Source organism: bacterium (assembly GCA_040755755.1).
In the GTDB taxonomy this organism is placed as follows: Bacteria; SZUA-182; SZUA-182; order DTGQ01; family DTGQ01; genus DTGQ01.
On record JBFLZW010000022.1, the window covers coordinates 232,408 to 256,242 of the forward strand.

At 53.7% G+C, this 23,835-nt stretch carries 18 protein-coding genes; 9 read left to right on the top strand and 9 right to left on the bottom strand.

Annotation, left to right across the window (positions count from 1 at the left end):
- The first annotated feature begins 259 nt into the window (after positions 1–259).
- From AB1611_08370 to AB1611_08410, 9 genes are all read left to right on the top strand, one after another.
- On the top strand, positions 260–1,141 hold the full coding sequence (locus AB1611_08370; protein MEW6379610.1) for an STAS domain-containing protein: 882 nt from the start codon (positions 260–262) through the stop codon (positions 1,139–1,141).
- A gap of 17 nt (positions 1,142–1,158) precedes the next feature.
- A complete protein-coding gene (locus tag AB1611_08375) occupies positions 1,159–1,560 on the top strand; it encodes an STAS domain-containing protein (GenBank protein MEW6379611.1) in 402 nt (133 codons plus the stop codon).
- Positions 1,548–1,958 (top strand): anti-sigma regulatory factor, encoded by a 411-nt coding sequence (locus tag AB1611_08380; GenBank protein MEW6379612.1) that lies wholly within the window; start codon positions 1,548–1,550, stop codon positions 1,956–1,958. Before AB1611_08375 ends, AB1611_08380 begins: the two co-directional genes overlap by 13 nt.
- A gap of 46 nt (positions 1,959–2,004) precedes the next feature.
- Positions 2,005–3,045 carry an ATP-binding SpoIIE family protein phosphatase gene (locus AB1611_08385; GenBank protein ID MEW6379613.1) on the top strand — a complete coding sequence of 347 codons (1,041 nt, stop codon included), beginning with the start codon at positions 2,005–2,007 and terminating at the stop codon, positions 3,043–3,045.
- Between the two features lie 21 nt (positions 3,046–3,066).
- On the top strand, positions 3,067–5,271 hold the full coding sequence (locus AB1611_08390; GenBank protein MEW6379614.1) for a response regulator: 2,205 nt from the start codon (positions 3,067–3,069) through the stop codon (positions 5,269–5,271).
- Positions 5,272–5,288: 17 nt separating this feature from the next.
- Positions 5,289–8,150 (top strand): PAS domain S-box protein, encoded by a 2,862-nt coding sequence (locus AB1611_08395; protein MEW6379615.1) that lies wholly within the window; start codon positions 5,289–5,291, stop codon positions 8,148–8,150.
- Between the two features lies 1 nt (position 8,151).
- Complete coding sequence (locus AB1611_08400; GenBank protein MEW6379616.1) at positions 8,152–8,403, top strand: hypothetical protein; 252 nt, start codon at positions 8,152–8,154, stop codon at positions 8,401–8,403.
- A gap of 187 nt (positions 8,404–8,590) precedes the next feature.
- Positions 8,591–9,190: a hypothetical protein gene (locus AB1611_08405; GenBank protein ID MEW6379617.1), complete on the top strand. Its 600-nt coding sequence runs from the start codon at positions 8,591–8,593 to the stop codon at positions 9,188–9,190.
- Between the two features lie 137 nt (positions 9,191–9,327).
- The gene (locus AB1611_08410; protein MEW6379618.1) at positions 9,328–9,513 is read left to right on the top strand and encodes a zinc ribbon domain-containing protein; all 186 of its coding nucleotides are present in this window, start codon (positions 9,328–9,330) and stop codon (positions 9,511–9,513) included.
- Positions 9,514–9,565: 52 nt separating this feature from the next.
- Here the strand turns inward: AB1611_08410 and AB1611_08415 are convergent, their stop codons facing one another.
- The 9 genes from AB1611_08415 to AB1611_08455 form a co-directional block, all read right to left on the bottom strand.
- Positions 9,566–12,259, bottom strand: coding sequence for a PEP/pyruvate-binding domain-containing protein (locus tag AB1611_08415; protein MEW6379619.1), 2,694 nt, complete (start codon positions 12,257–12,259; stop codon positions 9,566–9,568).
- A gap of 64 nt (positions 12,260–12,323) precedes the next feature.
- Positions 12,324–13,634 carry a type III-B CRISPR module-associated Cmr3 family protein gene (locus AB1611_08420; protein MEW6379620.1) on the bottom strand — a complete coding sequence of 437 codons (1,311 nt, stop codon included), beginning with the start codon at positions 13,632–13,634 and terminating at the stop codon, positions 12,324–12,326.
- A 281-nt stretch (positions 13,635–13,915) separates the two neighbouring features.
- Positions 13,916–15,841 carry a tail fiber domain-containing protein gene (locus tag AB1611_08425; GenBank protein MEW6379621.1) on the bottom strand — a complete coding sequence of 642 codons (1,926 nt, stop codon included), beginning with the start codon at positions 15,839–15,841 and terminating at the stop codon, positions 13,916–13,918.
- A gap of 822 nt (positions 15,842–16,663) precedes the next feature.
- Positions 16,664–18,145, bottom strand: a complete 1,482-nt coding sequence (locus tag AB1611_08430) for a TolC family protein (protein ID MEW6379622.1) — start codon at positions 18,143–18,145, stop codon at positions 16,664–16,666.
- 123 nt (positions 18,146–18,268) lie between these two features.
- The gene (locus AB1611_08435; protein MEW6379623.1) at positions 18,269–19,402 is read right to left on the bottom strand and encodes an ABC transporter permease; all 1,134 of its coding nucleotides are present in this window, start codon (positions 19,400–19,402) and stop codon (positions 18,269–18,271) included.
- A 13-nt stretch (positions 19,403–19,415) separates the two neighbouring features.
- Positions 19,416–20,549: an ABC transporter permease gene (locus AB1611_08440; GenBank protein MEW6379624.1), complete on the bottom strand. Its 1,134-nt coding sequence runs from the start codon at positions 20,547–20,549 to the stop codon at positions 19,416–19,418.
- On the bottom strand, positions 20,546–21,523 hold the full coding sequence (locus tag AB1611_08445; GenBank protein MEW6379625.1) for an ABC transporter ATP-binding protein: 978 nt from the start codon (positions 21,521–21,523) through the stop codon (positions 20,546–20,548). The genes AB1611_08440 and AB1611_08445 overlap by 4 nt, the downstream gene beginning before the upstream one ends.
- Positions 21,520–22,458 carry an ABC transporter ATP-binding protein gene (locus AB1611_08450; protein MEW6379626.1) on the bottom strand — a complete coding sequence of 313 codons (939 nt, stop codon included), beginning with the start codon at positions 22,456–22,458 and terminating at the stop codon, positions 21,520–21,522. Before AB1611_08450 ends, AB1611_08445 begins: the two co-directional genes overlap by 4 nt.
- Before the next feature lie 83 nt (positions 22,459–22,541).
- Positions 22,542–23,699, bottom strand: coding sequence for an efflux RND transporter periplasmic adaptor subunit (locus AB1611_08455; protein ID MEW6379627.1), 1,158 nt, complete (start codon positions 23,697–23,699; stop codon positions 22,542–22,544).
- Positions 23,700–23,835: the final 136 nt, after the last annotated feature.

Here is a 23,835-nt window from a genome sequence, read left to right on the forward strand (position 1 = left end):
ATATTTCCGGCCACCTGCGATAAATAGGACGGTCGATCATACTTAAGTTGTTGTGAAATTATCAGTTGAGGTGTATAATTGTGTTCTGGAGCTGGAAAAAATTTCTCAGAGGATACCTATGCGGTGTATCCTGATAACCTATCCGAAAAGTCCTGAGATATGGCATTGTTGACCATTCAGTTCGCACCATCTGCGACAGGGGCTTTTGGGGTAAGTAATCGTTAAGGTTCAGCATGAGTCAGGAGGAATAGAGAGAGTAATGGGAAATCCAACAAATAAGACAAGAATACCGGACATTCTGCAAAAGTATCAGCAGGAATTATTAATCGACTGGATGAAGGAGCAAACGGCCTCGATCACGCTGAGGCTTGATCTCATCAGTGAATCGGAGCTGCGGCAGCAGTCGTCCGAATTCCTCAACCTCTTGACGAAAGGGGCACGGAGCGGGCAATTGACTGATATTACTGCCCCCGAATGGGATGACATGAGGGCAATGCTGGTCCGTCTGTCGCGTATCAGAGCGGAGCAGGGTTTTACCTCTTCGGAAGCCGCAACCTTTATCTTCTCCCTCAAACAGCCTCTGTTCGCTTACCTGTTCAGGGAGACGGGGCAGGACAGCGAGGCGCTGAAGGCTGAGATATGGCTGGCCACAGTCTTTCTGGACAAAGTGGGACTTTTTGTCACCGAGAAGTATCAGGAGAGCCGTGAGGGGATAATCGCCCGGCAGCGCAAAGAGCTTCTGGAGCTTTCGACACCGGTAGTTAAATTATGGGAGGGTGTTCTGGCCCTGCCGCTGATCGGCACACTTGACAGCGAGCGCACGCAGACAGTCATGGAGAGCCTCCTGAACGTGATTGCCGAGACCGGCTCGGCCATTGCCATCATTGACATCACTGGTGTTCCGACCGTAGACACCCTGGTTGCCCAGTATCTGCTCAAGACCGTGGCCGCAGCCCGGCTGATGGGCACCGAGTGCTTCATCAGCGGCATCCGCCCGCAGATCGCCCAGGCTATCGTTCACCTTGGGGTTGATATCAGCGATGTGACCACCAGGGCGAATCTGGCCGATGCCTTTGCCCTGGCTTTGAAGCGGGTTGGAATCGGTCTGGCGAGAATTCAGTCTCAGCAGGGCCAGTCGTGAGGAAGAAGGAGATTTCCATGGAACGTACCTACGGGAGCAGGATTCCTATCCTGAAAGTCGGTCATCTCCTCCTGGTGAGCATCCAGTTCGATCTGCACGATCAGATGGCCATGGACCTTCAGGCTGACCTGCTGGAGAGCGTCAGAAGAACCGGAGCCCGCGGCGTGCTGCTGGATATTTCAGCCCTGAATGTAGTGGATTCTTTTATCGGCCGGATGGTGGCAAATATCGCCAAGATGTCGAGGATACTTGGCGCCGAGACTGTAGTGGTCGGCATGCGTCCGACAGTAGCCATCACTCTGGTCGAGCTTGGTGTCTCCCTGCAAGGAGTTCATACCGCTCTGAACGTTGAAAAAGGGGTGAACCTCCTCCGGTCCATACTCGATGAGCAGATCAGAGGGGGGCAATGGCAGCCATAAGGAAGCAGGAGACCTTGTCGGTCAGCTCTTCTGAAAGCGTTGTCCGGATACGGCAGGCCGTCCGCGCCTGGGCTATTGAGCTGGGTTTCAGCCTGGTGGACCAGACCAAGATCGTTACAGCCGCCAGCGAACTGGCCCGCAACATCGTGGACTATGCAGGCAGCGGAACCGTGCTGCTGGAAGCCGTCACCGGCGAAACCGGACGGCAGGGACTGCGCCTGACCTTCGAGGACCACGGCCCCGGTATTCCTGATGTTGAGCTGGCCCTGAAGGATGGCTACAGCACGAGGGGAGGTCTTGGCCTGGGTCTTGGCGGCTCCCGGAGGCTGATGAATGAGTTTCAGATCACCTCCCGCGTGGGAGAAGGTACGCGGGTGGTCGTTACCAAGTGGAGGTAAGGCAGGGGGTGGGAGAAATACGAAGGGAGGGGATTATTGAAAAAACATGCTTAGGCAAATAGCCTGGCCGATAATCAACCAGAGTCAGGCCGCTGAAGCGCGGCGGATGGCTGTTGAGATGGCGAAAAATCTAGGCTTCGATGAGACCGTTACCGGAAAGGTAGCGATTGTGGCTACCGAGGCGGCGAGGAACCTGGTCAAGCATGCCGGGAGGGGTGAGCTGATTATCCGGCATCTCGAAGTTGAGAGCATGAAAGGTATTGAAATCATGACCCTGGACAGGGGGCCGGGCATGGCCAATGTCAGCCAGTGCATGGCTGACGGCTATTCCACGTCCGGCAGTCCGGGGATCGGCCTTGGGTCGATCTGCCGCCTTTCCAGCCTGTTCGACATCTATTCCGAACAGGGAACCGGAACAGCCCTGGTGGCACAAATATGGGCAAAGCCCCTGCCCAAAGGCCATCCGCTATCCGGTATCGAGACAGGTGCGATTTGCCTGTCCAAGCCCGGCGAGGACGTCTCCGGCGACAGTTGGGCGCAGGTCTGTCAGCCGGGGAAATGCCTCTTTCTGGTGACCGACGGCCTGGGGCATGGCCCATTGGCAGCCGAAGCTTCTCTGACCGCGCAGAGGGTATTCAGGGCGAATACCCGCCTTGATCCCGGTAGAATACTTGAAGCTATCCATGCCGCCCTCTGGAGCACACGGGGGGCAGCCGTAGTTGTGTCGAGACTGAACCTGGCCCGGCGGATTGTTGTCTTTACCGGAGTGGGGAATATTTCCAGTCAGATTATCACTGCTGAAAAGACCACTCATCTGGCCTCATATAACGGCACCGCAGGAGGAGAAATCAGCAGGATCCGGCAGCTTACCTATCCCTGGCCGGAAGGTGCGGTTCTGATCATGCACTCCGATGGACTGGCTGCCCACTGGAAGCTCAGCCAGCATCCCGGCCTGATACGCAAACACCCCAGCCTGATCGCCGGCATCCTGTACCGGGATTATACCAGGGGGACCGATGATGTTACTGTGCTGGCAGTGAAGGAAAGTGGCCAGTGGTCAGCAAAGAGAGTGATCAATGGCCAGTAGTCAGTAAAAAAGGTTGACATCATGAGCATTACCATTTTCAGCATGGAGATTCATTCAGAGCGCGATGTCGTTCTGGTGCGGCAGCGGGCCGGGCAGATAGCCGGGGCTCTTGGGTTCAGGGACCTGGATCAGACCCACATCTCTGCCGCTGCCTCGGAGATCGCCCGCAATGCCCTGATACATGGGGGAGGAGGCAAGGCTGCATATCTGATCGAAGGCCGGGCGCCGCAGATGTTCCTCATGCGAATCAGTGACCAGGGGCCGGGGATCATCGATGTGCAGGCTGCTCTGGAAGGACGATGTGTGAAAGGAACCGATGAACGATATGTGAAAGGGGCCGAAGGAACCGAAAAGGGGATGGGCATTCTCAGGGCCAGGCGCCTGGTGGAGTATTTCCATATTGAATCAGGCCCTGGCCGGGGAACGATCGTGCTGCTGGGAAATCCCCTGCCGGCGGGTGCGCCGCTCGTGACCGGGGATAACCTGACCAGGATCGCTCTCATCCTGGCGGAGAAGACGCCGGAAGACCCGTTTGCCGCAACTATCCGGCAGCAGCACCGGGAGCTTCTGCGCACGCTGGATGAGCTTCGCCGTCGCCAGGACGAGCTGGCCTGCGTGAATCGCGAACTGGAAGACACCAATCGCGGGATCATGGCCCTGTATGCCGAGCTTGAAGAAAAGGCCGAGCATCTGCGCCGGTCCGATCAACTGAAGTCCCGCTTCCTCTCGGACATGAGTCATGAATTCCGTACCCCGATCAAGTCGATCCTGGCCCTTGGTCAGATTCTGCTCGACCGCACCGACGGGGACCTGACTGGGGAGCAGGAAAAGCAGTTGAACTTTATCATCAAGGCAGCCCAGGGTCTCCTGACCCTGATTAACGATCTTCTGGACCTGGGCAGGATTGAGGCCGGCAAGACCACGCTCAATCTGAATAAATTCGAGGCGGCTGACCTTTTTGGCGGTATACGGGGGATTATACGCCCGCTTTTGGTTAATGAAGCCGTGGACCTTATATTCGAAGATCCCGTGGATATACCTGCGCTTTACACCGATGAAGGCAAGGTTTCCCAGATTTTGAGGAACTTCCTCTCCAATGCCCTTAAATTTACCGAGGCAGGCGAGGTTCGCGTATCGGCAGGCTACAATGACGTGGACAGGAGCGTAACCTTTTCCGTGGCTGATACGGGGATCGGGATTGCATCCGAGGACCAGGAGCGGATTTTCGAGGAATTCATCCAGTTGCCAAATCCTCTTCAGCGAACCAGGGGGACGGGCCTTGGGCTGTCGCTGTCCCGGAAACTGGCTGCGATGCTGGGAGGCACTATCACCCTGAAAAGCCAGCCGGGAAAGGGATCGACCTTTTCCCTCACTATCCCGGCGGTCCATGGGGAACTGGCCCGGCAGATACCCCGGGAAGTGGAGAAACAGCAGCAGCGAATAGATCTGACCCGTTATCCGGTGCTGGTGATTGAAGATGACCCGACAACTCTGTACACATACGAGAAGTTCCTCGCCGGATCAGGTTTTCAGCTCATCCCGGCCACAGGTCTGGCGGAAGCCCGGCAGTCGCTCAAGCAGGTCCGGCCAATGGCCGTCATTCTGGATATTCTGCTGCCGGATGAGTGTGGCTGGTGTTTCCTGGCCGAGTTGAAGGAGAACGAGGCCACCTGGGACATTCCTGTCCTGATAGTCAGTAATGTCAATGATCCGCAAAAAGGGATGGTCCTGGGAGCGGAAGACTATTGTGTCAAGCCGGTACGGCGGCAATGGCTTTTGAACAAGCTCCGGCTCCTGGAGAGCCGGATGCCGATGGATAAGGTTCTGATTATTGACGACCAGGAGATTTCCCGCTACCTGCTGAAAGGTTTGCTGGCTGATACGCGCTACAGGGTTATCGAGGCAACCGGCGGGCAGGAAGGGCTTCGCCTGGCGGCCAGCGAGCAGCCGCAGGTTATTTTCCTCGACCTGATCATGCCGGAAATGGATGGCTTCGAAGTCCTGGACCGGCTGAAAGCTGATCCCGCTACCCGCGATATCCCGGTTATCATTGTCACGGCCAAGGACCTGGAAGAAGAAGACCGCAAGCGCCTGGCTCAGGGGGCATTGGATATTATCTCCAAAGGAGTGCCGCGCAATGAGGCCATTGACCGGATCAGAGAGACCCTGCTGAAGGTCTTGCAGTCGAAGGAGCCAGGTGGTAATACAAGTAGTAATAATGTTTAGGGAGAAAATACATAACGATGACGAAATTAATTTCATCAGACAAGACATCAAACAATTCACCCGATGAGCGGAATGTTGACAAATTCACTATCCTGAACGTCGATGACGATGATGCCGGACGCTATGCCATTGGACGGATCCTGCAAAAGGCCGGGTTTGCGGTCAAGGAGGCGGCAACCGGCAGGCAGGCGCTGGAGATGGCCGGAAAGATTATGCCCGATCTGGTCCTGCTCGATGTCCATCTTCCCGATATCAGCGGATTCGAGGTCTGCAAGATGCTCAAGGCTGATCCAGCCACGGCCCTGATACCGGTCCTCCACCTGTCGGCAACCTATATGGACAGCCATTCCCGAGTGGCAGGTCTGGAAGGGGGGGCGGACGCATACCTGACTCACCCGGTCGAGCCGCCGGTATTGATTGCCACGATCAAAGCCCTTCTCCGGATGCACCAGGCGGAAACGCGGGTGGTGACCGCTGCCCGGAAGTGGCAGATTACCTTCGACACCATCAGCGACGGTGTTTGCCTGCTGGATGAAGAAGGGAAAATCGTTCAGTGCAACCAGGCCATGATAAAGCTGCTGGACAAACCGCCGGATGAGATCACCGGCAAAAAGTGCGGGGAGCTCATCGGGTGCGAGAAGCTCGATTCGGAAGGGGCCTGTTATCAACACCTGCGGGAGACCGGTCGCCGGGAGTCGTTCGACTGGCAATTCCATGACCGGTGGTTCCATATGAGCCTTGATCCGGTCATGGACGAAGCGGGCCTATTCAGCGGCGCTGTCCAGATCATCACCGACATCACCCTGGAAAAGAGGTCTCAGGAGGAGCGCGAGCGGCTGTATAGGCTGCTGGAAGCGGAGCAGAGCCGGCTTGAGGCCGTGGTGCAGCAGATGCCTGCCGGTGTGAGTATTGCAGAGGCCCCCTCGGGAAAGCTCGTGCTCAGCAATGAGCAGGTGGAGAAAATCTGGCGGCACCCTCCCCTGAAATCTGCTTCCATCGAGCAGTACAGCGAGTGGAAAGGGTTTCACCCTGACGGCAGGCCCTATCAGCATGAGGAATGGCCGCTGGCACGTTCCATCCGCACCGGCGAGGTGGTCATGAACGAGGAGATTGCCATCCTTCGCGGTGACGGCTCCTGCGGCACCATAAGCATCAGTTCTGCACCGATCCGGGACCGGGACGGGCAGATAGTGGCCGGAGTAGTGACCATTTCCGATATCACCGAGCGCAGGAAGGTGGAACTGGAACTGGAGCGCTACCACCATCACCTTGAGGAACTGGTGAAGGAGCGAACCAGTGATCTTATGGCAGCCAACGAGAAGCTGCGTCAGGAGATCGAAGAACGCCGCCGGGCAGAAGAGAAACTGCGGGAGTCGGAATTGAAGTATTCGACCGTGGTCGAGCAGGCCAGGGACTGGGTGGTCATCGTCCAGGATGGAGTTTTTCAATTCAGCAACCAGGCCGTAACCTGTCTTACCGGCTATTCTGTGGAAGAGATCCTCGGCAGGCCCCTGCTGGATATCATTGCCCCCGAATACCGGAATCTGGTAGCCGAACGGTATGCTTTGCGCTCGGTCGGTAAAGATGTTCCTTCTCCCTGCGAGGTGAAAATTCAGGCAAAAGATGGTGCGGTCAAAGATGCCGAAATATCTGCCGGAACTATCCAGTATCAGGCCAGGCCTGCCACCGTGATCATTATCCGGGACATCACCGAGCGCAAAAGACTGGAGGAGGAGAGACAAAGGGCTGAGAGACTTGAATCGATCGGGATTCTGGCCGGAGGGATAGCTCACGACTTTAACAATATCCTGACCTCCATTATCGGCAATATCTCGCTGGCGAGAATGTATGCCAAATCTGAGAGCAGAATTCACGGGCTGCTGACCGAAACGGAAAAATCATCCTTTCAGGCCAGAGACCTGACTCAGCAACTGCTTACTTTTTCCAAAGGCGGAGCACCGGTCAAAAAAACCGCTTCGATCCGGGAGCTCCTGCGGGAAGTTTCCACCTTTGCCCTGCGGGGCTCCAGAGTGAAAGCCGAATTCTTCCTGGCCGAAGACCTGTGGCCGGTTGAAGTCGATACCGGACAGATCAGCCAGGTCATCAACAATCTGGTCATCAATGCCAAACAGGCCATGCCCGATGGGGGCATAGTCAGGGTGACGGCCGAAAACGTGACAATGGGGCCGGGGTCAGAAAACGATACGCCCCTGCTGGCGGGCAAGTACATCAGAATATCCGTCGAAGACCAGGGGAGCGGCATACCGGCTGAACACCTGCAGAATATATTCGATCCGTATTTCACGACCAAGGAAAAAGGATCGGGCCTGGGACTGGCCACCAGCTATTCGATTATCAGGAAGCATGACGGATATATCAATGTCAGGTCCAGGCTCGGCGTCGGAACGGTGTTTACCATGTATCTCCCGGCCGTTCCGGAGAAGGCCGCAGCAGTATCAGAAACCCGGACCTTCCCCGCAAGCTTTCGACGCGGCCAGGGGAAGGTTCTGGTTATGGATGATGAAACGACCGTTCGAAACGTTGTCACTCATATGCTCAGATTTCTCGGCTACGAGGCTGAGGCGGCCATTGACGGCAATGAAGCGATTGACCTGTACAAAAAGGCAAGGGAATCAGGACACCCCTTTGATGCAGTGATCATGGACTTGACCGTGCAGGGAGGCATGGGAGGCGAGCAGGCCATCCAAAAAATGCATGAGATCGATCCTGGAGTGCGGGCCATCGTTTCAAGCGGCTACTCCAACGATGCCATTCTGGCTGATTTCCGCCGGGCAGGCTTTTCCGGCATCATCGCCAAGCCATATAAGGTCGAGGAACTGGCCGAAGTGCTGCATCAGGTGATCGGAGGGAAGAAATAATTTGCGAGCAGCGGTTTCCCAGGTTGCCTTTACCGATTATACCACCAGCATCACCAGGGCGATTGACCTGATCGGTGCAGCCGGAAGGCTTCCCTCCTCTGGCCTGATCATCATCAAACTCAACCTCACCAAGGCGAGCAACGCCGCCGGTAACGACCGATGCCAGGGCAGCCGAGGCGGTTTACCGCTATTGCCGCCAGCACTCACCAGCCAGGATCGCCATTGGCGGCCCATACCTTCTTCTGAATTCTGACTCCTGACTCCTCTGGAAAAGTGCAGTTTTTGCTGGAATTCTCCAGACCAGTATACTATAATTTTACCGACAGCCAGTGAAGCTGCTCTGAAATGCCATGAAGTAGAGAACACAACCTGAAGATATCGGGAATCGAAGATATCGGGAATCAAGGTGTTAGGATACTATAAATAAGGAGAAGTAAGCGATGCGGAAGTATATGATTTTTCCACTGTTGCTTTGTTGGTTTGCTTTGTTGGCAAGTGGTTGCGGATCATCCTCAAGTGGCGGGGCGGAATATTTCGATACGGTATTAGTCACGGTAAGCAGTGAACAACCTTCACTTGATTCCGATATTCAGGTATGGATGGACAGTAACAATGATAACATTTGCGACAGGTCCATAATTAAACCTGATTCTATCTCCGTCCAAATCAAGTCTCAGGTATTAAGCAATAAAAATAAGACCTTACCGGCTTCAGACATCAGGATTGAGAGCGTGCGGATCGACTATACACCCGCTGACAGTGGAACTCCCGCTTTAGATTCCCAATTTCTGGCACTTGGTCAGATTATTGAACCTGATGAGGAAGTAAAAATCGACGTAAAGGTCATGAGTCAAGCACAGAAAATAAACTATCCGCTTGCCCGACTTTTGAGGCGTTCTGTTTCAGATATATATAAATATCATACCAAACTTACCTTTAACTGTATAGAAATACTGTCTGACCGGGAGACCGATCTTACAACAAGCCTGAGCATCGATGTAGCTGACTTTGTCAGCGACGAGGAAACCTGTCACTTTTAATGAGACCGCAACAAATTAATTTCACTACCATAATCCTTGACAGTGAGAAAGTATCAGGGTACAACAGAATTAGAACAGAGTGAGCAGGTAGAGAGCAAACAGGTCATATCACCATAATACGGAGGAGGAAATAAATCATGCCGCTCCATGAATTTCACTGCCAGGAATGTGGTATGGACTTTGAGTCACTGGTAAGGGAAAACGAGTCTGTTCAAAAGTGCCCGAAATGCGGCTCTCCCAAGGTAGAAAAGAAAATGTCATTTTTTGAAAACCTTTTCCAGAGAGGGAAGAAATCCTTCGATCAGTGTTCTCCCTTCAGTTGAAAGCCACGAAGATAAGGCGGCAGTTAGCCGCCTCAACATAAGAGCATCCCTTCTATACAATCTGACTGCGGGTTTGAACCACATAAAAAGAGCCGTTGGCATACATTCCTTCGATATCCTGCGGGCATTTCATGATACCTTCGATCTCTTCAGCCACCTGAGCGATCGAATCAAACAAAAAGCGCTGGAAGCCTGTGTCCCAGAATAGCTTTTCCTGATCGTACCGTACCAGGACAGGAGCGGGTTTATTGATAAAATAGCTGTCATACAGCCCGGCCCCCGGAGAGTCGGATAAATCCTCGTCATTGGAATCGGATCGGACGATGCATGATTCACTCCCGCTTTCATCCTGCCGGGAATCGAAGAGGGCTGTCTGTTTCGAGGGGTAGGAGGTAATCATATGCCGGTGTTCTTTTCTGGTCGAAACAACACCCCAGGGTGTCCCCGGTGAATTACCGGCCAGGGTTTCACCGAGCCCGACCACAATCTCGGATAATATCTCGGAGCTGCTGCCGGATATCGGGTTATGGGTATGGATGATAAATGAATAATCAGCAGGAATGGTCTTTTGAACGAGCACCCTCATATGGACCTGGTCACTCGTGATGTTCCGTGCAAGCCGGCTGAGATAGGCCCGTTCATTCCATACCGAGCCCCATACCATTTTGATATGGGAAATAAGGGCCTTCTCCAGTGGCTGTGACCAGCGGCTGACAATTCCCTCCTGCCCGGTGATTTCCTTCTGAATAAACCGGGCAAGATCTGCGGGCACAGTAAGATCGTGGATTACCCCTCGGATGCGGGGCAGGAGATGCGGGTAATTTTCCGGATCAGAGCAAAGCTGTGACGTTAATTCATTGAATACTGATAGTGATTCGGGGTTGCCGTGAAGCGTCTGTTCAAACACTTCATAGGGTATGACAGCCGAAGATGGCACCGTGATGAAACTGGAGAGTTTTTCCCGCAGCCTGGCCAGATTGCCTGACTTGGAACCATTGCCCCTGCCGCCGGTGACTCTGCTGTCTTCCCTGTCTTCCGCAAGAGTGACAGCAATGGCCTTATCCCCTCCGGCAGCAGCCTCACGGCAATGAACCGTGCCGTTTTCGATTGAGACAGTCACTCCTCTGCCCTGACACAGGGTAAGTCTTTCAAATGCATCCCGTTCATAGCAGGTGCACAATATGACCCTGGAGCTCCGGCAGCGGATTGCAATATGGGATAATATATCGACATCACTCAGGGTGAGTATAGCGCTTGCCCAGGGGGGAATCTCCTCGATGCCCTCCACGGTATTCACCAGCATAATCTGGCTATGGTGGTCCGATGATGTACCCTGAATGGAACGCAGCGACTCAGCCACGCCGAGCATTCCGGTCGCGCTCCCCCGGCCCTGACTGATGATTTTCCAGCAGCCGACCTGGGCCGTTCTCCTGACCATGGGAAAGAGGGTATCGATAAGCTTTGACAGGCACAGGGTATTCTGGCTCCGGACCACTTCCTCGGCAAAATGGGTGATAGAGGATTCACCGATAGCACAGGATTCTCCGATTGTCCGGGCTTTGGGCTGGATGAACTCAGAGAGCTCATCCGTATACGAATGAATGATCGACTGGATATAGGTCAGGGCAGCCAGGGCCTGCAATCCCCATTCCCGCGACCATGCATGGCCGTCAGGAACGTATTTTATCCGCCTCCACAATCCGATACAGGAGGCTGTTTTCTCATGGTCGTAGGTTAACTGGACATTCCGGAGGGTCAGCAGGATCAGGTTCACCAGGTCATCGCCGCTCAGGGTGCGAAGGTCAATTCGCTCGATCGATGCCTTGTAGATATTGTCGAGGGCAACATCGATCATGAGCGGATCGCGCGGGCAGTCGCTGCGAAGATAATGCCTTAACCTTTCGCGGCAGTCGATAATCTTTCCCGGCAGCCACCAGGCACCGAAGTTATTCTCGACATCTTCCAGCATGGAGAAAAGCTCCCCATCAAACTGCCACCGTGACACGTGCAGGAGGTAATGAAGATTCTGTGAGCTGCCGTGGATCTGCTTCAATATCCAGAGCAGATGCTTTAAGTCCGGCACCAGTTGCGGCATATACCGGGGCTCATGGGTCAGGGGCCTGGCCATGTTCCGGAGAAAATCTCTCGATATCCTCCCCCGATCCCATAAGATTTGATAAAAAAAGTCTCGTGAATTCGTTTCCTGAAAGGCGATATAGGCTTCACAAATCGTGATATCCTCGGAAGTACAATTGCTGTGCAGCTTCTGATGCCACTGTTCGAGAAACGGATCGTCGATCCCGGGCCGATGCCCCTCCCGTATGCCATGACGCCTCATGATATCCAGAATGAACAGCCGAAGCTCATCTCCATTGCCCCCTCCCCGGGGAATAAAATTGATGATGTTCCGGATAAACACCCGATCGAGTGCCCTGTCTTTTTCAGGCGGGGAGGAGAGCGTACCGGCATAAGCCCTGGCCAGGGACATCGACAGCTCATTTTGCAGGTGAGATATATCCTTGGTCTGATAGTTATGCCTCATGTCCTGCCTGATCTCTTTCAGGGCAAACAGCCTTACATAGGTAAAGACCCAGGCCAGGGCATGAGTGTCAATACCGGGCGTATTGATTATGCCGTGACAAATGCCGTAATGGTCTAACAGGGACCCGGCCCTTGTGCAGAGCCGCCTGATCTGCTCATCCTGAAGTACCTGCCGGTCCTGCATACTATCAGAGGTATTATTCATTATTTGTCCATCCCCCTGGAGTCTTAAGTTTATTGTATAGTTATGATGAAATCGAGCTCTGCACTTAACTGGATTTGGCCGGAACTTCCAGGTGGAAGGGGTCGCATATGAGGATCTGGCCATACCCTTCGCCCCGGTTTTCGCCAATGCCGGACTTTTCAAGATGCTCCAGTGCCTGGAAAACTTTGGGGCTGATGCCGCCGGGAAACGAGAAAACAAATACACTCCCTCTGGCTATGGCCGGAACCGCCTTGTCGGTTGATTTTCCTCTGCTGTACCAGCCTTCCACATACACAGGCCGCGAAAAGGAAATTACTTCCTGGCAGATGGTTGCCTGAAGTGGAAGGTCCTCACCCGCAATCCTGCGGTAAACCCGCTGAAGTTCCTCTCTCAGAAAAGATGAATCGAGTCTGGTTGCAGGCTTCCCGTTCCGGTCTCTGAGAATGATTTCGGACTGAAGGTTCACGGTGATAAGCATATCAGGTTGGTGAACCGAGTATTCCTTCTGCATCTGGCGGTATTTCTGGTTGAGCTTCAAGACCCTTTGCCGCAGGGATAATTCATGGTCCTCGATTTCCCGGACCTTGACCTCAACCCTTCCTGTTTCCTGATTGCCGATTTCTCCAAGGTGAGTGATACTTTCCAGGGAATCCTTGTACAACCCGATCAGGGACGGATCAGCCGGAAGAAAAGAGAATCCGAGAAACCAGGTCCGTTCACTGATAAATTCGATGAACCGGCCCCGCTGATCAGTGGAAGTATCTTTTTCTGTGCGGTTGCGGGCGAAAGTCAATACTGACCCCGGCTGGCAATAGGTCCGGACCGGGATCTCCCGGAAATTGCCGTGGGGTTTGGCATACTCGACCTGATAGGAATCGGCAATTCCATGACAAGTGCTGCAATAGAGGGTTCCCTGCTCGATAAGCCGGTAATATGCATCCCGAATCAGGCTCAGGCTTCGCGATGGACGCCCGCTTTGGGTGGAAGAAGCCAGTACCTGCCGGAATATGACCTGGTTGAGCAGGGTATCGAAGACTCCGTGCTGCTCGTCAAAACTGGTATCCTGCACAAAGCCCGGCTTCCATTTGCAGCTTTTGGCTGTTATTGGCAGCAGCATGGGAAAGGTATAAGCATTCAGATTGGGATAGCAGTTGGGAAAGACTATCTCCATCCCCCATCGATGAGGATCACAGAACAATTGATCGAAGCATCGATTCAGGTAGGACCGGCCCTGGAGTAATTGATCGGTTATCGCGCCCCGCAGGTAAACACCCGGAATGTATCTTCTCGTCTTCAGGACTTTCCCTGATTCCCATTGTTGGTCCTTTAAAATAATGGAAGAATGATTCTTGACCAGCACACCAATCTTTTTCATACACTATACCTTTCCTGAAATAATTTCAATAAATCGTAACTATTTCATTGAACGGTAAACTATATCAGTACAAGGGTAATTTGTAAAGTATTAAATGCTGAATTTATGCCATAACCGGCTTGGAATTTAACTTTTGCAGGTGAATTCAGGTATGATGGGTGTGGATTAATTGCAATCAAGAGATGATGTATCTCCAGATTCAATTGGCATAATTTGACCAAAAAAGGGGCAAGGTCAATAATGACCTTGCCCCTTTTAACTACTTCAGAGACAATATTGATCTATCTGCTCTCCAAAGCCTCGATCCGTGCCTGTAAAGCTTCAATCTGGGCTTGCTTGGCTTCATCCTTCGCTTTAAGCGCTTCGTTCTGTGCTTTCAGTTCCTTGATTGCCTCAATGAGGTAGGCATTAAAGCCGTGCGGAAATTGAAGTGACTTTACCTTTTCACCTCCCTTTGCTAAATCCTTATCTTTCCCAATCGGTTCAACTTCCGAGACCCACTCAGGAAATACTTTTTCTACTTCCTGTGCAATCAGTCCTGCCTGAGCATCACTCTGATTCCCATGCTCTCCGGGGTTGATCCATTCGAAGGTTACACCTTGTAATTTAGTCAACCTATCTAAGGCTCCGGTAAGGTTTTGTACATTCTTTTTCAACCTCGCATCAGAAGAATCTGACCAAGATCCACCGCCAGGTTTGCCAGCGCTTCCATTAACTTCTAATTTGTATCCCGGGCCCGTCGTGCCAATGCCGACATTACCGTTTCCTAAAATTGACATACGCACTGGTGTGCCACCAATCCCTGAGAATCTAATTGGTGCAACTGAGCCGGTATTCCAAGTTGTACCAGCCTGTATCCAGGTATCACCACCAGTATAACTAATGAGCCTCATTTTCGATGTCGAAGCTGCTGTATTATCTATTCTGATCTCAGGGTTAGTGCCTGCCAGATGCAATTTCGCCTCTGGATTCGTCGTCCCAATACCGACGTTGCCGTTTGGCGTAATAACCATATCAACATTTGCGTTTGTTCCGGCGCGAAACTTCAGATCGCTGCTTGTTACATCGGCAGTAGCATCGAGATATACGTCATTATCACTATGCATGGTCAATACTGGTACGGCAGTTCCTGCCGTGCTTTTCCAATACAGATCTTCGGTATTATCCAAAAGAATACCGTCATAATCTCCACCAGAGACATGGAGTTTCTTTTCAGGTAAGCTTGTGCTAACGCCAACGTTGCCAACGCTATTCACCAAAATAGACGGGGCTGCCCCACTCTTCCTGATACTTGCAATCGGTTGCTGGTAGGAAAAAGTAGAACTTGTGAGAGGAGGATTGAAGGCTGTCGAAGTTGTGAGAGAGGTGTTTGAATTAATCCGTTTCACCATCCTTTGTTGTGTACCAACAATGATGATATCGCCAATATGCAGTTGAGTGGTAAAACTCGTGCCAGCTCCTGTAACTGTAGTGCCGCTGCTTGTAAGTGTCCCGGTGCCAGGAGAAGTAGAAGAATTGCCGATAACATCCAGTTTTCTTACCGGATTTGGCGTCCCAATGCCTACATTGTCTGTGCCTGTATGGAGGTATACCCTTGGTGAGGTGCGAAGCCAGCCGCAGGCAGCATCCTTAGAAGTCAGGGAGAAAGTGATAGAGCCGGGAGTGAGAGAATCGGGAATCTCTGATAGTGTTCCATCCTGAGTCAAAAGCGGTCCAAGTGATCCATACGGTAACTCAACTCCCTCCAGCGTGCCTGGCGATTCGCTCTCTCCCGTGGACTCGTATCCAGAGGCGGATGAGCTTACTTGATTCGATGAGCTTATGGGATTAACAATTCCGCTTACCTTCCATTCAGATGGCATTTCGCATTTGATAAAATAGAATGATCCTTCCTGAACAGCGAAATTATTTTCCAGATAGCCACAGATATACCGGCTCCAATTTCCTCCTATCCATCCATCGATCTCCACACAGCCCCCGCCCTGGGCATTGATGTCCTTACACATCCCTTCCACATCCTGAAAAGCTGTAGGACTAACCTCCAGAGAGATCAGATTCCAGCCAGCGCTCAATCTCTTGGTAATAGTGACCGGCTCTTGAGATGGTGCCTCTTCGGCTCGGCAATTACCCCTTATCCCTCCAATTGCCAGAGAAACTGCAACCAAAAACGTCCCCAGCCACCTTACCATAACCTGCTTATTATTCATCTTTACTCTCCTTTCAATGTGGAAAATGTAAATAGCTAATTCAAATACTCCGACCAGTCCCCACTGATCCCCCTGCCAGCCTTAACCTTGGTTTTAGCCTTTATTGCTTTCACCTCCTTTCCGTATTGGTGGGATGGTGTGCTCGTAGGATAGCTCACCTTCAGTGGCCACATATTTACTGGCCACTCAACAGGCTAAGGGGAAAGCAGGGACCTTCATCAGGGGTACATGCGTGGAAGGGATTCGGCTTGAATATGGAAGGCGTGTTATTTTTAAGCGATACCTGCAAGATATACTCAGTGCGCTACGCATCCGCCCCCTGATCCATAGCGTTGCTTAGGTTAATAAATTTCATATTATTTAAAATTTAAGTATATTAATTATAAATATAAAATTTATTAATGTCAATATACTTCTTTATATTTATCTAAATTATGAATTATTGTGAAAAAGGGGTGATATCCAGTGTGTATGACAAAAGGGTATTACCCGAATTTTCTGGGGCGGGGTGTAAACATTGGAAGTTTGTTGAGGGAGAAAGAGCTTGGCCTGAAAGAAAACCTGTCCAGTTCCTGAAACCATAGACAGGGAAAAAGGGGCAAGATCATTATTGATCTTGCCCCTTAACTACTTCAGAGACATATTGCTAGGTTCCTAATGGTATCCAGTATATCGTAGCACCTCCCGTACCTCCTTTCACGGCCTTCCAGTCTCCGGTATTCTCCAGGGGAAATTGAGGTGGCTGATAGGAGAAAGTAGAACTTGTGAGAGGAGGATTAAAGGCTGCCGAAGTTGTGAGAGATATATTTAAGAAGTTCTGTACTACGGGTTCTCCCTGCTGCTTTCCTCATGGCTTATCCCGGCAGCCCCTGCCTGCTGCCCAAGTTGACCGATGGCCCGCTGGAATGATGCCCTGGCCAGGAGATAGTCCCACTGGGCTTCAAGGTGAGAGGCTTCGGCCTGGGCAAGGGTAGTCTGGGTATCGAGAAGGTCGCTCATGGATCCGCTCCCGGCCTCATAGCGCTCGCGGGCCAGCCGCAGGCCCTCCTGAGCGGTCTGGATCAGAGCCTGCGCAGTCTGAATGGCCTCATAGGTTTCCTGAAGCTTCGAATAAGCTGACCACACCTCATCCTGCACTTCCAGGGCAAGCCGCTCGGCTTCGGCTTCTTCCTGTAATGCCCGGGCTCTCGTCCTGGACAGCAGGTGCATGCTTGAGAAGCCGGTAAATATCGGCCAGTCAAGAGTAATTCCCGCCAGCCACTCTTCATCATCGGGGAAGCGGTCCGGGCCGCGCCAGCCATATCCGCCCTCGGCCCTTATCTTGGGGCCAAAAGTGCTGCGGGCTGCCCTGATTTCTCTCCGGGCCGCAGCCACGCGGAAAAGTGCCGCCTTCAGTGCAGGTCTGGTCCGGGTCGCCTGATCGAGAGCATCATAGATATTGATATTGTCCGGTGGATTGATGACTTCGGGCTGGTCGGTAATCTGAAGCCTGGTCTCAACCGGAGAGCCCATAGCGATGTTCAGTTTCCCTTTGGCTATGCGCACCAGATTTTCAGTTTTGACTACGGTCAGTCTGGCCTGGGCAACCTCACCCTGAGCCCGGATCACGTCCACCTTGGGAGCAGCACCGGCCTCCTTCCTCTCTGTAGCCAGGCGAAGGTGGTCCTCGGCCCTGGCCAGGTTCTTCCCTGCAACTGACCTGGCTTCCTGAGCTGATCTGAGGCCATAGTAGGCCTGATGGACCTGCATGATGATGTCCTGGCGCGCCCTTTCCGCATCCTCTTCAAGAGCCCACTGCCCGGCCAGGGCTGCTGTCAGGCGGGCTTTGCGCTCGCCGCTGTCAAAGAGCAGAAGGCGGGCCTTCAACCCGGCAGTCCAATCGTCCGTCGGACCGATGACTTTCGACATCCCAGGCCGGGAGATGCCGCTGGGCAGAAAGGCGTACTTCTGCCACCGGCTGTAGCCGGCATTGAGGCCGATTTCCGGGTAATAAGGTGCGGTCGCCTCTCCCACTTTCTCCCTGGCTGCGGTTACTCCCTCCTGGGCCGCCCGGTTCAGAGGATTCTGAGCAAGGGCGATTTTGATGCATTCAGCCAGCGTCAGAGGGGGAGAAGAGGAGGAGGATGGAGATGGCGAGGACTGAGAGGGATGCGGAGTTGCTGGTTCAGTGGCCTTGGGGGCTGGGGAGGAGGGTAGCGGTTCCTTTGGCCTCGGAGAAGAGGCACATCCTCCGGAAATCGCCATTGCCAGGAAGACGAGAACCGGAAAGACCCTGATTATGGCTTTCAATACGTGGTTACGCATATTAACCTCCTTGAATAACTTCCTGCATAGCTTAATATTGCGGGTAATGCAAAGGCAAAAGCAAAGGACACTTTGCTTTTGCCTTTGTATTTCCTCTTTGCAATTTAACCAGTCCCCTGGAATTCAAGCCAGGGTTTTCTGAAATCTCCGTGATGCCAGCCACAGGATAGTAACTCCCATCACTGCCAGGGCAGCCATTTGAGGCCAGAGGATGTGCCACCCCACTCCTTTCAGGAAGATGCTCCGGATGATCACCAGAAAGTAGCGCATGGGGTTCAGGAGGGTAAGCCACTGAACCGGAACCGGCATGTTGGCGATGGGAAAGACGAATCCTGAAAGCAGCATGGAGGGAAAGAAAAAGAAAAATGTGCTCATCATGGCCTGCTGCTGGGTGCGGCTGACCGTGGAGATAAAAAGACCGACCCCCAGGGTGGTCATGAGATACAGGGCTGTGGCTGCAAGGAGCAGCCAGAGACTTCCCCGGATCGGCACCTTAAACCAGAAGACCCCAAGCAGGGTAATCAGGATCACATCAACGATGCAGACCAGAGCAAAGGGCACGGTTTTTCCGAGGATGAATTCGGTCTGGGTGATCGGGGTGACCATGATCTGCTCCATGGTCCCGATCTCCCGCTCGCGCACCACGGCCATACTGGTCAACAGCAGGCTGACCAGGGTAATGACAAAGGCGATCACACCAGGCACGTAAAAATTGCGGCTTTCAAGGTTCTCGTTGAACCAGGCGCGGGTTTGCAGATCAACCTGATTGAATCCGGGAGCTGCTGAACCGCTGAGCCGATGAGTCCGGCTGATCAGAATCTGCTGAGAAAATTGCCCGGTGATCTTACTGGCATAGTTGAGTATAATACCGGCTGCATTGGAGTCGGTCCCGTCCACGATTATCTGGACCCTGGCCGGTCTTGCGGCCAGAAGGTCCTGCGCAAAGCCCTTGTTCAGACGAATAACGGCCTGCGCCTTCCCGCGGTCGAGCAGTTCCCGTCCCCGGTCTTCCCCGTCGATGTACTCCACAATGTCGAAATACTCCGATTCCACGAACCGGGCTATCAGTTCCCGGCTTACCCTGCTGTGATCGAGGTCATGGATGGCCGTGGTGATATGCTTGACATCGGTTGTCACCGCATAGCTGAGCGCCAGCACCTGGACAATGGGCATGACGAAGATAACCATTCTCATCCTCGGATCACGGAAGATCTGAATAAATTCTTTAATCACCATCTGTCTGATTCGCTCGAACATAGTTACTCCAAAATCACCCCAGCTTCTTTTTAAATTTCAGTCTGGCCAGAATGACTATGCTGATGCCAAAGCCGGTCAGGAGCGCGGCTTCGAGGCCGAGGATCTCAAGCCCCACACCTTTCAGGTAGATTCCCTTGACCAGGGTCACGAAGTATCTGGCAGGAACCAGGCGGGTTATGAATTGCAGCGGGCGCGGCATATTGATAATGGCAAACACGAATCCTGAGAGCAAAAACGCGGGCAGGAGGGTCAGCAGCATGGCCAGTTGGCTGGCCAGGAGCTGGCTCCTGGTCACGATGCTGATCAAAAGTCCCAGGGACAGGGATCCGGCCAGGAAAATAGCGGCCATGCCAAAGAGCAGGGCTGCACTGCCGCGCATCGGCACCCGGAAGACGAATTGCCCCATGAGCACGGCTATGAGCACATCGAGCATGCCGATGCCGAAATAGGGCAGGAATTTGCCCAGGATCAGCTCTCCGGCCCCGACCGGCGTGGAGATCAACTGCTCCATGGTTCCATTCTCCCATTCGCGGGCCACGGTCAGGGAGGTCAGGAGCGCGGCCACGACCATCATGATTACGGCGATCAGGCCGGGAATGATAAAGTTTCTGGATTTCAGGTCAGCATTGAACCAGACCCTGGGCTGAAAATCAACCGGCAGGGAGAGGCTCTGGTGGCCGGAGCGTCTGATCCGGTCAATAGTCACTTTTTGTGAGTATGCCTGGCAGATGGCCGTGGCATAGCCGATAGCGATGGTGGCGGTATTGGAGTTGCTTCCATCGGCGATCAATTGAACCGGGGCCGGCCGGCCTGCTTTGACCTGTCCGGCAAAGTCCGACGGGATGATGAGGGCCAGAACCGACCGGCCTGAATCGATGGCCTCCTCGATTTCCCGGTAACTCTGGACATACTCGTGGAGCGAGAAATAGCGGGAGCCGCTGAACCTGCTCAGGAACTCCCGGCTTTCTCTGGACATGCTCTGGTCCCAGACCGTGGTCGGCACATTGTCCACATCCAGGGTCAGGGCATAGCCGTAAAGGATCAGCATCAGCATGGGAATGGCAATGCCCATGCCAAGGCTTCGCGGATCGCGGATGATGTGGAGAAACTCCTTGCGGGCCATGGCCCACGTTCTCACGGGGCTCATTTTTTCACTTCCTGCTGCGGCTGTTCGGCGCGGTCTCTGGCCTCGATGAGTGAGACAAAGACATCCTCCAGCGAGGGGATGATTTTCTCGATCGACTGGACCCGGAATCCCTGCTGAGCGAGCAGGTGCCGGATAGTCGGCTCCGCTGCTGCCGCATTCTCGACAATTACATGGAGCTCCTGGCCGAACAGGGCCACCTCTTTGATGCCGCTCAGTTTTTCGATTCTGATCATGGCTTCCTGGGGCTGATCGCAGCTCACTTCCAGAATATCCTCGGTCATAAAGGCGGTCTTGAGCTGCAGCGGTGTTCCGAGGGCAATCAGATCGCCCCGGTAGATAAGGCCGACCCGGTCGCAGTATTCAGCTTCATCCAGGTAATGGGTGGTGACAAAGATGGTTATTCCTCTATGGGACAGCTCGTAGATCAGGTTCCAGAAATTGCGGCGGCTGATCGGGTCTACCCCGGATGTCGGCTCGTCGAGGAAGATGACCGGCGGCTCATGGAGAATGGCGCAGCCAAGGGCCAGCCTCTGCTTCCATCCGCCGGAGAGAATGCCTGTCCGGGAATGGCGATGTCCGGCAAGACCCGCCATCTCGATCACCCACTCTTTGCGCTCCTTCTTCTTCTCCGGCGGAAGGCGATAGATGCCGCTGTAGAAATCGATATTTTCCTCCGCAGTCAGGTCCTCGTAGAGTGAAAACTTCTGGCTCATGTACCCGATGCGGGATTTGACCTTTTCCACCTCGGTGCTGATATCGAATCCCGCCACTGTTCCAAAGCCGCCGGTTGGGGCAAGGAGTCCGCAGAGCATGCGGATGGTGGTTGACTTGCCTGCTCCGTTGGGGCCCAGAAAGCCGAAGATTTCACCCCTGGCCACCTCGAAGCTGATCCGGTTGACAGCCACGAAGCTGCCAAACCTCCGCTCAAGATTCCTGACGATGACGGCTTTTTCCTGCCCGCTGCTGGCGTTCATTTCCGGCCTCCGTTCCCGTCATTCAGGACCGAGACGAACACATCCTCAAGGCTTGGCCTGATTGGCCGGATACTGGAGACTTCAAGGCCGGCTCTGGTCAGTATCTGCTCTGTCTGTCTGGCTGTTTTCTCCGGCTCCCTGGTCACCAGGTGAAGGCGGTCGCCGAAAAGGTTGATCGCATCAGCCGCTGCCAGTTGCTCCCGCAGCAGCGATGCAGCCTGGCGCGGCTTCAGGGTGCGGACTTCGAGAATGGTGCCGCTCATCAGCTTCTTGACCTCAGCCGGAGTACCGAGGGCCAGAAGCTTCCCCTGATGAATGAGTCCCAGCCGGTTGCAGCGCTCGGCCTCATCGAGGTAAGCGGTCGAGATAAAGATCGTCACCTTCTCACGGAGCAGTTGATAGAGAATGCGCCAGAAGTCCCGCCGGGAGATAGGGTCCACGCCATTGGTCGGCTCATCGAGGAAAAGCACCCTGGGAGTATGAATCAGGGCGCAGGTCAGGCCGAGCTTTTGCTTCATACCGCCGGAGAGGTTGCCCGCCAGCCGCTTTTTGAAAGGCGTCAGGTTGCTGAAGGCCAGCAGTTGGTCGATCCTTCCCTTCCGCTCCCTGGCGGGCACGGAGTAGATATCGGCATAGAAATTGATATTCTCGATCACCGAAAGGTCTGCATAGAGGCCAAATCTCTGGCTCATATACCCGATCTCCCTCTTGACCGCTTCAGCCTCCCTCACCACATGGTGACCGGATATCCAGGCATCACCCGAAGTCGGCTCCATGATCGAGGTCAAGAGCCGCATGGTCGTGGTTTTCCCGGCACCATCCGGACCGACCAGGCCGAATATCTCCCCTTCAGCCACCGACAGGGTAAGCTGATCAACGGCAGTCAAATCGCCAAATGACCTGGTAAGGGCTGCGGTTGTTATGGCGGCGTCCATTCCCTGAAACCTCATTCATTCATCATAGCCAAAGAGCTTTCGTGTGTTTCGTGTATTTCGTGGTTAATGCCTTTGCTTTTCATTTATCCCTGGCCGGTCAGGATTTGCGCATCCGCAGGCATGCCGGGCTTTAATTCCATATTGGGATTGGGAATATCCACCTTGAGGCGAAAGACCAGCTTGACCCGCTCGGTCTCGGTCTGAACGTTCTTGGGAGTGAACTCCGCCTCCGGGCTGATAAAGGAGATGCGGCCTTCGTATATTTTCCCCGGATAGGTATCCGTGGTCACCTGTACCCTCTGGCCGATCTTCACCCGGCCAAGATCGGTCTCGTTGACATAGGTTCGCAGATATACCTTTTTCAGGTCACCGACCGTAACGACCGGGGTTCCGGGAGTGACCCGCTCTCCCGGCTCGATGGCCTGTGACAGGACAACGCCCGAGAGCGGAGAAATCAGGGTGGTGTAAGCAAGACGGGTCTCGGCCAGGGCCTGGGCTTCCTGAGCCTGCCTGAGGCGGGCGCTGGCCTGATCGATAGTTTCCTTTCGCGGACCTTTTTCCACCAGCGCAAGCCGCTCTCTGGCTTCTTTCAGGGCCTCGCGGGCCTGCTCGATCTGCTCTTTCCGTGGGCCTTCCTGAACGAGCTTTAACTGCTCCTCGCTCTCCTTCAGCCTGGCCCGGGCCGCCTCAAAGGAAGCCTGGGCTGTCTCGTATTCCCGCGCTGAAATAACCTCTTTCCGGTACAGTTTCAGCAATCGTTCATGGTCTTTCTCTGCGCGGTCACTTTCAGCCTTCATCCTCTGCACCGCCGCTTTGGCCGCAGCCACCTCCTGGGGCCTCGACCCTCCGAGCAGTTCATCGAGCCTGGCCTGCGCTCTCCCGACCGCGGCCTTCTCCCGGGCGATTTCTTCAGGTCTCGATCCGGCAACAAGCTCGGCCAAAAGCGCCTGGGCCACCTGGACTTCGGCCTTGCGAAGGGCAACTTCCCGATCGAATTCAGTGCTCTCCAGCCAGGCAACCACCTGACCGGCCCTGACCGTCTCGCCTTCGGAAACCGGACGATCTTCCACCCGGCCAGCAACCATAAAACTCAACTCAGCCTCGGTGACCTCGATGTTGCCTGAGAGACGAATGATATCCGGATCATCCGAAAATCCTCTTTTCCGGTAGTAAGTGTATGCTCCGATAGATGCCATCAGAATAATCAGCAGCGGTATGAGTAACTTTTTCTTATTTTTCATCACCCGAAACCTCTTGTTAAGTAACTGGCCATAAGATTATAAAAACTCAAGGCAAAGACAAAGGCAAAGGCAAAAAAACAAAGGACACCACACCAGACACAGAGAAAAGAAAAGGAAAGAGTAAAACCTCCTGTGT